Consider the following 15,461-nt stretch of genomic DNA (forward strand, 5'->3'; position numbering starts at 1 on the left):
CAGACACGAGCATATCAAGCACGACAGCCACCTGGATGTGGACAATGAAAGGCGCAGCCGCATCGGCGGCAACGACCACCTGACAGTGTTGGGCGAGTCCCGTCAGCAGGTAACGGGTGATAAGAGCCTAATAGTGGATGGCTGCTTACATCTAAAAGCCGGCTCCGTGTGGGTCAATGAAACCGGTGATGAAATTCATATCAAGGCGGGGCAAAAGGTGGTGTTGGAGTCTTCCTCTGAAATCACGGTCAAAGCCGGTGGCAGTTTTGTCAAAGTGGACCCGGCCGGGGTGCATCTTTCCGGCCCAGGGATCAACCTTAATGCCGGCGGCGGCGCGGCATCAGGCAGTGGTTATGGCGGTAAAGCGCCGGAGCTTCCGGGAGAAGTGGCCGCTGCTGAGCTTCCTAATCCCTTACCTCTACAATTGGCTCCCGCCAGCATGGAAATGCTCTCCTACAACAATGTCGCCGTGGCTCGCTTGTGCCAAAAGCAAACCGATGGCAGTTGTCCTCTGGAAGATTGCCCCTGCTTGAAGCACAAGGGGTAATGGGCCATGAGTGAGTTACTGCCTGAATTGGCCGGTGTCGAATATTGGATGCTGACCGACAAAATTCGTTATCCCAAGGTGATGCAGCTGGCTTATCAACATGAAGCGGCTCCCGAATTGGCCGATCTCTTCATCAATAGTCCATTTGCCTACCTGATGCCACAGAGCCCGGTCATCTTTCGTTTGCGCCACGACAGCAGCCTGTTGCCCATATGGCAAAATGACTCCCTCTGGCGCAGCTCGGCGGTGATTTTTGGCAGCCAGGCTGGGGCGTTCGACACACTGAAACAACACTTGCTGGCCCTGTTACAGCCCAGGATCCTGGGGCGCCAGACCATCTTCAGATATTACAGCAATCAAACGCTGGACCCCTTGTACTCTGAACTGGATGCCGATGACAGGGACACCCTTCTGGGGCCAGCCTCGGCGCTTTGGTGGGCCTCACAGCAGGGCGAAATCAGGTCTCTGAAACACACACCCAAAGCCGTTGAAAGCTATAGCTTTAATTCAGCCGTTTTTAGTAAATGGATTTAGTGAAATGAATCATAAAGATAACTTGGCACTTAGGGCCTGCCAAAACGTCCAGGATGAATGCCTGAGAATGTTGGCCGACTATCACAAAATGGATTATGCCGAATTGGCGAACATGAATACTCTGGAGCTGCAGAATAAATTCATCAGTTGGAAGTATGAAGTCGTACCTATTGACGTCAACAAGCATCTGCCTACCGTTAAGCCTCCAGAGGATGGGGCCTGTGGAAAAGGAATTACAACCTGTGAAGGTGCCTATGTGGAGTATGAAGACGTACTCTATGTGCCAAATCATCCAAAGGATGGGAAGCGCTATTGGTATGCCCTGACCTCTGAAGCGTTAGAAAGACTCAAGCAAGAAAGACAGCATTTGCAGCTCAGTGACATGGATATCAATGCGCCCGACTTTAATGAAAAGATGCTGCAAAAGCTCAATGAGCTTGGGTTGCTCTCTCGTTATGACTATTTACCGTATGAGATATTTCTTTCTGATGCGGCAGATAAAGAAAGGTACAAAACATTATGGTTGCTCAAATGGACCCAAGGGCTGGGACTCTGGGTAAAGGCTGAACTTAATGAGTTGGATGATTATGCCCGCAGCGTAGGCTTTGAGTTGCTGGCTAAACATTCTTTTATCAAGAGTGAGGTTGAGTTGCGCGTAAGAGCGGCTAATCATTACCCATCAGGCTCTTTGGATAGCTTGAATACCCAATATGTCTTGGGCGAGGCCAGAAAAAAAATTGAATTAGAACTGAAAGAATATGTGTTGGCTGAATGCAAAAAGCTGGAAGATAAAGCCAAAAAACAGGCCAATGGTTGGGAAACCGATGATGGCACTAAGTTTATTTATGATGAAAATTTAAATTACTTTACCAGTGATAAAGAGAAGAATATAGGTCTCTATGTCAGCAGCCTGAAACGCACCTTGGGATTTGAGTATAAGTCATTAATTTCCCAAAGTGATAGTGAGGCTGCTAAAACATTTAACTATTTCTGGGGAGAAGAGTTCTTTCAGTATGATGATATTTTTAATGAGCCAGAAATTTCCTGGTCTAAATTAAGTAGCCTTAGTGATTCTTTAGGCTATGATGCTAGGAAATATGGTTTTTACTGGAATCTTTTGATGTTTAATCTTTCCGGTATGGTCCTCAAGGAACAATGTCTTACATTAGAAGAGTTGAATAATAATAATCTATATAAAGAAATGTTTTCTTCATATAGGCAGTATTCAAAAAAATATAATGCTGTTATTAATGTTCGGCGTTCATCATTTTGGGGTAATGATGAACTGAATAATGAACAGGTAGAACTTCTTTTTGAACTGTTACAGAAGGATCGAAAACAAAAGCATTTTGAGCAATCGGATGACTATGTCTGGCTCAAGGCTTTCATGGAGAGTGGCGGTTTTCAGTGGGGCTATTGGGATACGGTAGCTCTGGATATTAAGCTGGATGCTTTTTGGGAGAAGCAAGTTAAAGACCTACGGCAGATAAAACTGGAATCCATTCCGGATTTCTTTGAAAAACCTTTGTTAATCAAGAAAGCCTGTAAAGTTCGAATGGATTACTGGAAGACGCTTGCAAACTCCAGAGCTCAAAAGGGCGATGTGAGCAATATCAGTAAGAAAGTCAACAAGGAATCCTATTCAGTGCTTTGGAATTTTGAAGACTGGAGACCTGCCGTAAAGCACCCGGGCATGATAATGAATCTGCCTGATAACAATGATCTCAGGGTTGTTGAATGTTATCTGCTCTCAGAAGGAGATGAAGGTACCCCTTTCTACCTCAGAACCCCATCTTGGTTGCTACCCGCATCCTCGGAAAAGCACCTGGTTAGTTCAGGCAAGGGGCATGTTAAAGACATTTCTCAGCGGGTGGCCTTATCAGCCTCAACCAAAGCGGTTGAATCCAAGGAGGAGCGTGACGAATTAAATGCGGCTGAAGCGCAGCAGAAAGAACCTAAGCTGAACCAATTTCCCAAGGATGTGGCCGAGACAGTCAAACAGACAAAAGTCCGACTGCCTAAAGATGCATACAAGAAGTTTATGAATCAAATTTCTGAGAATAAACAACTTTCTCTTGATATGTCCTTGATTCATTTTCAAAATGAGCATTCTTTACTGGGCAAGGATTGGGCTTACCAATCCAACACCAGTATGGATGGCTATACTGTTTCCGCCGATGCCCAACTTATGCGTTTCACCTCATCGGCAACCAGTTCTTTAACGGCTCCGGGGTTGGCTATCCAAGGTTCTGAAGTAGCCAAAAGACTCAGTGGAGACACTGCGCTTAATCTATCTCTGGATCTGGCCAGAGCACAATTGGGTTTCAGTGCCTGGTTTCCTTTGGGAAACAAGGCTCCTGGGAACGCTTATGTGCCTTATAACCCCATGCCAGTGAAAGGGTTACAGCTTGATTTTCCCTATATTGCGCGCAAGTCAGGTTCAGGTAGTGAAGTCAAGCAACTGTATCAAGCCGGTGAAATTTGTTTTTGGCTACAGGTAACCACATACGGCCTTATAGCAGCCAGTTTGAATTTGGCCACAAACATCAGCATAGGTTCCAGTTCAGATAAGAAAGAGATAGGCGTTAGAGGCTCGGCATTTCGACCCTCAGGCTATAATCGCTCAAAAACAGAGGCTTGGAATCCGGAAAAGGTTAATCTTGAAGGGGCCGCCCAAGTTGGGGCCACGGCTGAATTGTTTGCCGGTGCTGAGGTCGGCGGCACGGTAACAGGAGAAGTTCATTGGAAACCCCCAATGTCTTCCGATGTTCTTGATAAGAAGCAAGAGAAGGAAGCGAAAGAGACGAAGCAATATAAGGAGCAATTAAACACCAATCAGTGGCGAAAGCTCGGTTCAATAACTGCCGGCGGCGCTGCAGGGATAGGTATTGGTGTTGAAGGGACATTTCGTTTGGGCTATGACGCGGGTTGTTTCTTCTTGGTCGTCGGCGCCAAGGTCGTTTGTGGCCCTGGGGTAAAGGGCAGCTTGAATATTGCAATCGACCCTTTCAGTACAGATCTTTTTGTTGGCTGTTTGTTGAACATGCTAAAGCAGAGTGGCTTTAGTCGCTTGGCCGTCTTTGACGATGAAGACTCCAAGCTTTTTTATATACTCAACCAAAGATTGACCTTGGCAATCGCCACAGGGCTCAGTCTGGCCGATATATTACTATTCCCTCCAAGGGTTTACGCAGATTGGCTGCATAAGTCGACTCAGGAAGATTATGCGCCTATCATCGCTAAAAATATTTTGAAGGTGGACAAGCAGAAAAAAATGCAGAGTTGGTTGCTTAATCTACCTCCAGAATCTTTGGCGCCGCTCTTTGATGCCTTGATTGCAATGCCTGGGGGCAAGAGTAGTGGCATTCAGGTCGAAGCATTGTTGTTTATTATGCAGCAACTGCAACCGGGAGACGATACAAGGGAGGTTGTATTGCGCCGCCGCCAATTTACCAAGGCGCTGGAGTTAATGGGAGTGAAGGAGGGCCAGGAGGCCGCCTCCTATCTCAGGCGTTGGCAAAGAGTGCTAGATAGCTGGTTGAAATTGGCTTCATTTATAGTTCAAGCTAACTATGAAGAAGATTCTGCTCAAATTATTTCGTTCAATAAGTTCAATTCATTAAGCTTTTTCTTATGTCAGCATATGACTTGGTATTCCAACGAATGGGATGAGCCAGGGATTGGTCGCGATGGCAAACCACAGGTCCGCCGCGAGAGTGTCTATGGCTGTTATCTGACCTCAGAAGGATTACAGGCCATGGTCACTGCCCAAATAATTAATCCAAATAGCCAAAAATATCAGATTCTGCAAGAATCCGTGAGTGAAGCAGAAAACCTGGCCATTTTCGAACGCCGACGGAATGGCACGTTCAAGCAAAGAACTTGGAGCCTGACTGAGTTGGATACCCTGCTTCCCCCTTCCAGAACAAAGAAAATAGAGGGCTTGTTTTGATAGTGCAAACTCAAAGTTCAAAATTTAATAAAACCCATAAATTAATTATTGCAGCACTGGTGTTATCGATATGTTTGCTCGGGCTGTGGCTATATGGCGGCCAGAGTGCACAACCCAGTCCCCATGCTGCGATTATTGATAATGACGAGTTACTGGCCTTGGCGGCCGAGAGTCAGCCCAATCCGGATATCTATGCCAGTAGTTTGGTCAAGCCGGGCGATCCTTTGTTTGCCGGTTTAAAGGCGTTGCAGGAGGGTAAGGATGATATTGCCGTTGAGGTTTTCGGTAAGATGGCCGAGGATGGAAATACAGATGCGATGTTATGGTATGGGCTAACCAATATGGGCGCCGGTGTATACGGTACAGCCTCGGCTGTAGAGTGGATTAATAAAGCGGCTCAGCAAGGAAACCCCTATGCGATGCGGCGCTTGGTACCGGCGGGAGAAACCCTGCAAAACTGTGAGTGGTATTTAGGTAAATACTGCGACGATGCCTGGGCGGACAAGGCGCGGGAAGCTTTCCAGCAGCGCTTGCAAGCCAATCCTGATGATGTACTGAGTCGCTATGCAGCCTCTATGGATGCCGACAGGGCGGCTGAAGCGGTCAAGCAGAAGTATTATGCCCCTATGGTCAAGCTGGCACTGAAATATGGTCAGGCTTATGAGGCTGGTGAACTCAGTGAAGCCGATGCTGCCAAGGTGGTAACTCTACTCAAAATGGCGGCCAATGATAACTTCGCGCCAGCTATGTATAGGTTATCCACATCATTTAGAAAGTACATTGGTCAGGATGAAGCACTGGTTTACGCCAAGAGGGCCTTGGCACTGGGATACAATTCTAATGCTATTCGTTCTATTTATGCAGCATATATAGGATACGGTGATAATGTAATTGGGAGAGAAGATATTTTGTTGCTCCTTCCTTATGTATATGTTTCTAAAGATTACTTTAGGGATGATTCATATGTAATGCTTATACAGTATCATGCAAGAGAATTGAATTCACCACTCACTGAAGATGAAATTTCTGCAGCTAAAGAACAAGCCGAAAAAATCATCTCAGAAATAACGCCGGTTATTTATATCGATGCAATTTACGATGTGGAAGCGTATCACTAGCAAGAGCATGGATGCGGCAAGACAAGACTATATCTCAGCAGAGATCTTAGCTATTCGCATCACCAACTCATGGAATTAGCCAGGGTCAGGCCTCAATGGCAAAGCAAAGGTCAGTCGTAAGAGTGTCTATGGCTGTTATCTGACTCAGAGATGTTACCCCCAAACTAATTGGAGCTGCAGCTAGGCGGCAAGTGAGTGAATCCCCATGAGCATAGGTACACTATGTGATTGGGGTGATTGAACGTCGCCAACACAGCTGCAGCTTCAAGTAGGAAGGGGGTAGGCTATGGTCGATGTAAAATAGTTGCTCCCAATAGCTGCAAATACCAGACTCTGCAAGAATCCGTGAGTGAGGCAGAAAACTTGGCCATGTTCGAACACCGGCGGAATGGCTTGTTCAAGCAAAGAACTTGGAGCCTTGCTGAGTTGGATACCCTGCTTCCCCCTTCCAGAACAAAGAAAATAGAGGGCTTGCTTTGATGGTGCAAACTCAAAGTTCAAAATTTAGTAAAACCCATAAATTAATCATTGCAACACTAGTGTTATTGATATGCCTGCTCGGGCTATGGCGATTTGGGAGCCAGAGTACACAACCCAGCCCCCATGCTGCGATTATTGATAATGACGAGTTACTGGCCTTGGCGGCCGAGAGTCAGCCCAATCCGGATATCTATGCCAGTAGCTTGGTCAAACCCGGTGATCCTTTATTCAAAGGTTTATATGAGTTGCAGTCGCTGAGAAGGGATTTGGCCGAAAAGGCACTCTTACCGCTGGCCGAGGCAGGGAACAGTGATGCCATGTTATGGTATGGTATGACGGTCTTGCGTTCCAGTGTTCTATCTGGTGGAGACAAATGGATCCATGAGGCTGCTATGGCCGGAAACCCCTATGCGATGCGGCGCTTGGTTCCGGCGGGAGAAACCCTTCAGGATTGTGAGTGGTATCTGGGCAGTTACTGCGACGATGCCTGGGTCGACAAGGCGCAGGAAGCTTTCCAGCAGCGCTTGCAAGCCAACCCCGATGATGTACTGAGTCGTTATGCCGCCTCCATGGATGCCGACAGGGCGGCTGAAGCGGCCAAGCAGAAGTATTATGCCCCTATGGTCAAGCTGGCGCTGAAATATGGTCAGGCTTATGAGGCTGGTGAACTCAGTGAAGTCGATGCTGCCAAGGTGGTAACTCTACTCAAAATGGCGGCCAATGATAATTTTGCGCCAGCTATGTATATGCTATCTGCATCATTCAGTAAATACTTGGGGAAGGAAGAATCATTGTTTTATGCTGAGAAAGCACTGATGTTAGGGTATAACTCAATTGTATCTATTTATGTGGAAGGGCGGAGGTCATTTGATTCTACCGGAAATATAGATGAACTGAAATCATTGTTGCCATATGCTTATGTTGCTAAAAACTATTTTAGAGAAGATCGTTTCTTAATGCTTATAAAATATCGTTTGGAAGATAATAAGTACATACTTACAAGCAAAGAAGAATCCAAAGCTAAAGAAAAAGCTGAAAAAATCATCTCAGAAATAACGCCGGTTATTTATATCGATGCAATTTACGATGTGGAAGCCTATCACTAGCAAGAGCATGGATGCGGCAATACAAGACTATATCTCAGCTGAGATCTTAGCTATTCGCATCACCAACTCATGGAATTAGCCAGGGTCAGGCCTCAATGGCAAAGCAAAGGTAAGTCGTAAGAGTGCCTATGGCTGTTATCTGACATCAGAGATGTTACCCCCAAACTAATTGGAGCTGCAGCTAGGCGGCAAGTGAGTGAATCGCCATGAGCATAGATACACTATGTGATTGGGGTGATTGAACGTCGCCAACACCGCTGCAGCTTCAAGTAGGAAGGGGGGAGGCTATGGTCGATGGAAAATAGTCGCTCCCGATAGCCAAAAATACCGGACTTTGCAAGAATCCGTGAGTGAAGCAGAAAACCTGGCCATGTTCGAACGTCGGCGGAATGGCACGTTCAAGCAAAGAACTTGGAGTCTGACTGAGTTGGATACCCTGCTTCCCCCTTCCAGAACAAAGAAAATAGAGGGCTTGTTTTGATAGTGCAGATGCAAAGTTCAAAATTTAGTAAAACCCATAAATTAATCATTGCAACACTGGTGTTATCGATATGTTTGCTCGGGCTGTGGTTATATGGCGGCCAGAGTGCACAACCCAGCCCCCATGCTGCGATTATTGATAATGACGAGTTACTGGCTTTGGCAGCCGAGAGTCAGCCCAATCCGGATATCTATGCCAGTAGCTTGATCAAACCCGGTGATCCTTTGTTTGTAGGTTTAAAGGCGTTGCAGGAGGGTAAGGATGATATTGCCGTTGAGGTTTTCGGTAAGATGGCTGAGGAAGGGAACATAGGTGCCATGTTATGGTATGGACTGACCAATATGGGCGCCGGTGTATACGGTACTGCTTCAGCTGTAGAGTGGATTAACAAAGCGGCTCAGCAAGGAAACCCCTATGCGATGCGGCGTTTGGTACCGGCGGGAGAAACCCTTCAGGATTGTGAATGGTATCTGGGCAGTTACTGCAATGATGCCTGGGCGGACAAGGCGCGGGAAGCTTTCCAGCAGTGCTTGCAAGCCAATCCAGATGATGTACTGAGTCGTTATGCCGCCTCCATGGATGCCGACAGGGCGGCTGAAGCGGCCAAGCAGAAGTATTATGCGCCTATGGTAAGTCTGGCATTTGATTATGGTCTAGCTTATGAGGCTGGGGAGCTCAGTGAAGCCGATGCTGCCAAGGTGGTGACTCTACTCAAAATGGCGGCCAATGATAACTTTGCACCGGCAATGGATATGCTGGCGGGGACTTTTTACAAGGTTATCGGTTTTGAGATGGCCAATTATTATGCCAAAAGAGCATTTCATTTAGGTTTTAACTCTTTAGATGCCATTATCCACGTGAATAGGAAAGAGTGGCTTAAAGGAACGAATCGGGATGAAATGCTGGTCGCTTTATCCTATATATATGCGGCAGAAAAGTATTATAGAGAAAGTAACGTCGACTTTAGGGTTATAGACAGACTTAATAAGAGTGAAGAACCTGTGACTGATGCTGAAATTTCAGTTGCTAAAAAACAGGCTGAAAAAATTATCTCAGAAATAACGCCGGTTATTTATATCGATGCAATTTACGATGTGGAAGCCTATCACTAGCAAGAGCATGGATACGACAAGATAAGATCTCTGCTGATGTAGTTATATCTCAGCAGAGATCTTAGCAACCCATCCCTGCAAATAATGAACTCTTGGCCTTGAAGGAGTCCCTAACCATTCGGGCCTTCCTGCAGTATTTACCTGTTTAAAGAAGTCACTCCAGATCCAGCGAAAAGGTGCTGCTTCCTATTGGGTATCACAGGCACCACTCACTTCCTTGTCGAGGCTGCTTAGAGATAACACTTTTCTAGTTGTATCGAATAGGTTTGGAACCTCTGCCGCCATCCAAGATGCCGGGCAGCTAGATTGATGTGGCAAAGCAGGAAACAATGGGCAAAGAAAAGTGGTCACTGTTTATAGCATTCGCGGTGAGACTAGCCTCGCACCCACTTCTGTTTACCTATGTAGAGCGCGTATGGGACCCATAGGTAGCTTCCTTAGCGGTCCTTTGCTTGCTTGGTGACTCTCTGCTCTCTAGTCTCTGGTCTCTGGCTTGGTTTTTTGACCGGTTACTGTAATTTAACAAACGCTAATACTTAGGTCTTGGTTTTTTCCCGCTTTTGCAGAATAGGCCAAGGATCTTTCTTTATTCACTGTAAGAGATCTCTTACTTTTTGCTTTTGAAACTGACTTTTTAATGGCATGCCATCTCTATAAAAAAGTAGTTTTGATTATCTAATGTTCTTAAATTTAGCCTTTTGGGATAATATCCACCCCACTAAAGTATTATATGTTTTAATATTATTGTTTCCTTTGTTAAGTAAATGTGATTGCGCCTATTATACTAAGGTCTGAAACGCCGATTGACTATAACTTGTTGGGCTTGTAAGTTAGGTCTGCTTTTGAAATGGACTTACCAGTCGTAAAAGATCTTATATGGAGATAATCTCATGGCGAAAGATGGTTCAGTCGCTCCGAAGGAACGTATTAACATCAAATATGTTCCCTCTACGGGTGATCAACAGAGTGAAATGGAACTTCCTCTTAAGTTGTTGGTTTTAGGTGACTTTAAGGGTCATCCTGAAGACTCTCAATTGGAAGAGCGTAAGACGGTTCAAGTTGATAAATCTAATTTTGAATCCGTTATGAAAGAAGCCAATCTGTCAATTTCTGCGACAGTTGACAATAAATTGACAGATGAAGATGGTGCTGAGTTGTCTGTTGATCTTAAATTCGATTCCCTCAAAGATTTCTCACCTGATTCTATCGGTGAGCAGGTTCCTGAAATTCAAAAGTTAATCGAACTTCGTGAAGCTTTGGTTGCACTTAAGGGACCATTGGGAAATATTCCTGCCTTCAGAGCTAAGTTGCAGGAATTAATTGCAACGGAAGAGTCTAGAGAAAAGCTGCTGAGTGAATTGCAGCAGATGGAACAATAATTCAAGCCAATATAAGCCGTTATGGAGATAGGCTGTGGATTATGTCTCGGATATAGACACAAGTGTAATTGAGGAATCAAAATTCATGGATGTTCAAAATCAAACATCAGGCGCTTCCCAAAGTGCCAATGCAACTCTGCTCGATCAGATAATGGCACAAACCCGGATGGCGCCGGTGGATGAAGGCTATGACATTGCTCGCCGTGGTGTTGCTGCTTTCATCGGTAACATTCTGGAGACAGACAACACTGCCGAGCCGGTCAACAAGGCTCTGGTCGACAAGATGTTGGTTGAGCTGGATAAGAAGATCAGCCAACAGATGGATGCCATTCTGCACAATGAAAAGGTGCAGCAGATAGAATCAGCCTGGCGCAGCCTCAAGCTGTTGGTTGACAGAACCGATTTCCGTGAGAATATCAAAATTGAATTGCTGCACGTTACCAAAGACGAGCTGCTGGATGATTTTGAATTTTCACCGGAAACTGCTCAGTCCGGTCTGTATAAGCATGTTTATTCTGCCGGTTACGGCCAATTCGGTGGTGAGCCTGTCGGTGCTATCGTCGGTAACTATGCCTTCACCCCTTCGACTCAGGATATGAAGCTGCTGCAGTACGTTGGTGCTGTTGGAGCCATGGCTCATGCGCCATTCCTGTCTTCAGTTGCGCCTGAATTCTTCGGTGTCGACTCGTTTGAAGAACTGCCGAATCTCAAGGATCTCAAGTCTACTTTCGAAAGCCCCAAGTACACCAAGTGGCGTGGGCTGCGTGAGTCTGAAGATGCCCGCTACATAGGCCTGACGGCGCCTCGCTTCCTGCTGCGTGTGCCTTATGACCCAATCGATAACCCGGTTCGCAGCTTTAACTATCGTGAAAATGTCAGCGCCAGCCACGAAGATTACCTCTGGGGTAACACGGCGTTTGCTCTGGCTACCCGTTTGACAGAGAGCTTCGCCAAGTATCGCTGGTGTCCTAACATCATTGGCCCACAGAGCGGTGGTGCGGTGGAAGATCTGCCGGTACACGTGTTCGAATCCATGGGCGCTTTGCAGTCCAAGATCCCGACCGAAGTCTTGATCACCGACCGCAAGGAATTTGAACTGGCCGATGAAGGCTTTATCAGCCTGACTATGCGTAAGGGCAGTGACAATGCGGCCTTCTTCTCTGCCAACTCGATTCAAAAACCCAAGGTGTTCCCCAACACCAAGGAAGGCAAGGAAGCCGAGACCAACTACAAGTTGGGTACCCAGATCCCTTACATGATGATCATCAACCGCCTGGCACACTACATCAAGGTGTTGCAGCGTGAGCAGATAGGTTCCTGGAAAGAGCGTCAGGATCTGGAGCGCGAGCTGAACAACTGGATCAAACAGTATGTCGCCGATCAGGAAAACCCACCGGCAGATGTTCGTAGCCGTCGTCCTTTGCGTGCCGCCAAGGTTGAGGTGATGGATGTTCAGGGCGATCCAGGTTGGTATCAGGTTTCCATGGCTGTGCGTCCGCACTTCAAGTACATGGGTGCCAACTTTGAACTGTCGCTGGTAGGACGTTTGGATCAGGAGTAATCACGTTGTTGAACGATGATTTCTCCGGAACTTTTGGTGTTGGCTTCTTTGAACGCTTGGGAGCCGAACGCCAAAGTGGATATGGCGACAGCAGCTTGGATGCTGTCGTCGATTCCATCAAACGTAATGTTTCACATATTCTCAATACCCGCATTGGAGAAAGCCAGAGCTGTCCTGAACTGGGACTGTTCGATTTCAATGATGCCAGTTCCGGCAGTGTGGATCTTGGCCTGAGGATGCGTAACGGAATCAAGGCTTGCCTGAGCCGCTTTGAACCCAGGCTGACAGATATTGATGTCAGCGTGTTGTTCGATGAGGGCAATCCGATGAACCTCAGGTTCCACATCTACGGCAGCATCAGAGTGGCTTCCAACAAGGATAAGTTGAAGATCGATTTGTTATTGGATAACAGTCGCAGATACAGAGTGGTTTAGCAGTGCCTCAGGACAAATACTTCAGGGATGAACTTGCTTTCTTGAGAGAGCAGGGGCGGGAATTTTCGGATATCCATCCGCAGTTGGCGCGTTATCTTCACGGTAACCACACTGATCCCGATATCGAGCGTTTGCTCGAGGGCTTTGCTTTTCTGACCGGTCGACTCAGGGAAAAGATTGACGATGAATTCCCCGAGTTTACTCACTCGATGATCAGCATGCTGTGGCCCAACTATCTCAGGCCTATTCCCAGTCATACCATCATGCGTTTCTATCCGCATGAGAAGGGGATCACCCACAGGCAGGAGATTGCGGCCGGTTGTATGCTGGACAGTCATCCGGTTGAAGGGCAGATCTGCCACTTTCGTACCTGTCGTCCTGTTGATGTTTATCCGGTGCAAATCCGTCATATAGATGCTTCCCATTCCCGGGAAGCTTCTATTATTCAATTGGATTTTGATAACAACAGCGACCTTTCCCTGCTTGAAATGGGGCTGGAAAGCCTCAGGTTTTATCTGGGAGGCCAAAGCTACAGTGCCCAGATGCTGTATCTTTGGTTGAATCATTATCTGGACTCTATCGAAATTGTCGGCGCCCATGGCAGCTATCGCTTGCCGCGCAGCAGCTTTGCGTCAGTAGGATTTGAAGCCGGCAGCGGTATCTTGCCCTATCCGAAAAACGTCTATGAAGGCTATCGGATCCTACAGGAGTACCTGACATTCCCCGAGGCGTTTCATTTCTTCGATATCAAGGGAATCGCCAAGTGTATCCCCGAATATCTCAAGGGTGACTTCAGCCTCAAACTCACTTTTTCCAAGACGCTGCCTGCCGACGTGCATGTGCGTCAGGATACTTTCCTGCTTTACTGTGTTCCGGCTATCAACCTGTTTGAGCACGACGCCGATCCTATCGATCTCAACGGCAAGCGGGTCGAATACCCGATTGTGCCTTCCAGTCGCCATCCATCTCACTTTGAAATCTTCAGTGTCGACAAGGTGCAGGGTTGGCTGGACTCCAATGAGGGCAGAATGCGCGGCCAACAGCGGATCTATTCGCCGTTTGAGAGCTTCCAACATGAAGTGGAGCGCGCCCGTAATCGCACCGCGCTTTATTACCGGATGCGGGTGCGCGACAGCATGCGCAACGACGGCCTGGATCATTGTCTTTCTTTCGTACGCAGCGATGAAACCCAGTGCCTGGACATGACAGAAGCCGTGTCGGTGACACTGACCTGCTCCAACCGGCAACTGCCGACCAAGTTGGGCAAGGGCGACATCTGCGTCGCCACAGATACATCGCCAAGCTTTGCCCGTTTCAGCAATATCACCGAGCCTAGCCACCCTTTGCGGCCTGTGCTCGATGGCAGTTTGCTGTGGACCCTGATCTCCAACTTGTCGCTCAACTATCTGTCACTGCTGTCCCGTGATGCCATCTGTTCCATCATCCGCGCCTATGACTTCAAGGCGTTGGTCGACAGACAAGCCGAGCGGGTCACCCGGATGCGACTCGACGGCATCAGCAGTATTCAGTCCGGGCCGACCGAAAGAATTGTCAGGGGATTGCCGGTTCGCGGCCTCAAGACAGAGCTGGTACTCGACCAACAGTATTTCGGCTCCGAGGGCGACCTTTACCTGTTCGGCACTGTGCTGAACCACTTTTTTGCCCTCTACGCCAGCATCAACTCGTTTCATGAGTTGGTGGTTATCAATGCTCATAACAAGGAAAGGTACACATGGGATATCCAGAGCGGTCAACAACCGCTGATATAACCTTTCCGGAGCCGGGTGGCAGCAGGCTGCCGCAGGACTACCGTGAGTACAGCTTTTTCCAGTTGGTGGAGTTATTGCACCGGCTGGAAGGCAGAGATCCGGAAGATGCCCAGTGGGAACTGGCCGGTGAGTTGCAGTTCAGCGCCAATCCAAGCCTTGGATTTGCGCCGGCGGATATCTCCATGCTCGAGTCTCTGGGGGATGGGCGCCTGCGGCTGGAGACCTGTTTTCTCGGTCTCAATGGCGCCCAGTCGCCGCTGCCCAGTTACCTGCTGGATATGTTGCTCGACGATGAAGACGGCATTCGGCGCAACTTTCTGGATTTCTTTAATAACAGATTGATTTCCTTGTTGTATCGCCTGTGGCGCAAATACCGTTATTACGTGCGTTTTCAGGACGATGCCAGCGACAGCTTTTCGGCCCAGGTCTACGCCCTGGTGGGACTGGCCAACGAGGATATCCGCGGCGACACGCCAATCAACTGGTGCAAGATGCTGGCCTACGCCGGCATGCTCGCCGGTCGCAGCCGCTCGCCCCAGGCGGTTGCCGGCATAGTGGCGCACTGTTTCGACCTGCCCCAGGTGAGCATTCGCCAATGGCAACTGCGACAGGTGGAGATCCCCGAGTCCCAGCGTTGCCGTTTGGGGATGGCCAATTCCAGGCTGGGGGAAGACACAATGCTTGGGGAGCGGGTCGGCGATCTTTGCGGCAAGTTTGTGCTCTGTATGGAAGAGCTGTCGTTAGAGCGTTTTCGCGATTTTCTGCCATCCGGGCGGGAGTTCCAGCCACTTTGCAAGGTGATGGAAGTGATCCTGCGGGAACAAATGGCCTATGACCTTGAGCTGACGCTCAGGGAAGATGAAGCCCCGCTGCTGCAACTGGGGGAAGAAAAGGGCGGCCAATTGGGATGGTCCTCTTTCCTCGGCAAGGGCGATAGCACGCGCAAGAGCGTATTGATTCAAATCAGGCAATAAAGGGAGGTTGGCCT

The 15,461-nt window shown here is 47.9% G+C and carries 10 protein-coding genes and 1 pseudogene; all 11 read left to right on the forward strand.

Features of this window, described 5'->3' with window-relative positions; all coding sequences use genetic code 11:
- Window positions 1-547, forward strand: a pseudogene (locus ON072_RS19115) (hypothetical protein); the annotation flags it as partial.
- A 6-nt stretch (window positions 548-553) separates the two neighbouring features.
- On the forward strand, window positions 554-1,081 hold the full coding sequence (locus tag ON072_RS19120) for a DUF4123 domain-containing protein (protein ID WP_274626146.1): 528 nt from the start codon (window positions 554-556) through the stop codon (window positions 1,079-1,081).
- A gap of 4 nt (window positions 1,082-1,085) precedes the next feature.
- Window positions 1,086-5,033, forward strand: a complete 3,948-nt coding sequence (locus ON072_RS19125) for a hypothetical protein (protein ID WP_274626147.1) — start codon at window positions 1,086-1,088, stop codon at window positions 5,031-5,033.
- Window positions 5,030-6,151 carry a hypothetical protein gene (locus ON072_RS19130; RefSeq protein WP_219018015.1) on the forward strand — a complete coding sequence of 374 codons (1,122 nt, stop codon included), beginning with the start codon at window positions 5,030-5,032 and terminating at the stop codon, window positions 6,149-6,151. Before ON072_RS19125 ends, ON072_RS19130 begins: the two co-directional genes overlap by 4 nt.
- 476 nt (window positions 6,152-6,627) lie before the next feature.
- Window positions 6,628-7,737, forward strand: coding sequence for a hypothetical protein (locus tag ON072_RS19135; protein ID WP_144128873.1), 1,110 nt, complete (start codon window positions 6,628-6,630; stop codon window positions 7,735-7,737).
- A 477-nt stretch (window positions 7,738-8,214) separates the two neighbouring features.
- Entirely contained in the window at window positions 8,215-9,330 is a 1,116-nt protein-coding gene (locus ON072_RS19140; RefSeq protein WP_261753315.1) for a hypothetical protein, read from the forward strand.
- Between the two features lie 890 nt (window positions 9,331-10,220).
- Window positions 10,221-10,709: a type VI secretion system contractile sheath small subunit gene (tssB, locus tag ON072_RS19145; protein WP_025012103.1), complete on the forward strand. Its 489-nt coding sequence runs from the start codon at window positions 10,221-10,223 to the stop codon at window positions 10,707-10,709.
- Between the two features lie 85 nt (window positions 10,710-10,794).
- The gene (gene tssC, locus ON072_RS19150; protein ID WP_025889984.1) at window positions 10,795-12,270 is read left to right on the forward strand and encodes a type VI secretion system contractile sheath large subunit; all 1,476 of its coding nucleotides are present in this window, start codon (window positions 10,795-10,797) and stop codon (window positions 12,268-12,270) included.
- 5 nt (window positions 12,271-12,275) lie between these two features.
- Complete coding sequence (gene tssE / locus ON072_RS19155) at window positions 12,276-12,704, forward strand: type VI secretion system baseplate subunit TssE (protein ID WP_051472870.1); 429 nt, start codon at window positions 12,276-12,278, stop codon at window positions 12,702-12,704.
- A 2-nt stretch (window positions 12,705-12,706) separates the two neighbouring features.
- Window positions 12,707-14,473, forward strand: coding sequence for a type VI secretion system baseplate subunit TssF (gene tssF, locus ON072_RS19160; protein WP_028781261.1), 1,767 nt, complete (start codon window positions 12,707-12,709; stop codon window positions 14,471-14,473).
- The gene (tssG, locus tag ON072_RS19165; RefSeq protein WP_208155750.1) at window positions 14,437-15,447 is read left to right on the forward strand and encodes a type VI secretion system baseplate subunit TssG; all 1,011 of its coding nucleotides are present in this window, start codon (window positions 14,437-14,439) and stop codon (window positions 15,445-15,447) included. The genes tssF and tssG overlap by 37 nt, the downstream gene beginning before the upstream one ends.
- Window positions 15,448-15,461 lie beyond the last annotated feature (14 nt).

The organism is Shewanella sp. K8 (assembly GCF_028823715.1).
Classification (GTDB): Bacteria; Pseudomonadota; Gammaproteobacteria; order Enterobacterales; family Shewanellaceae; genus Shewanella; species Shewanella algae.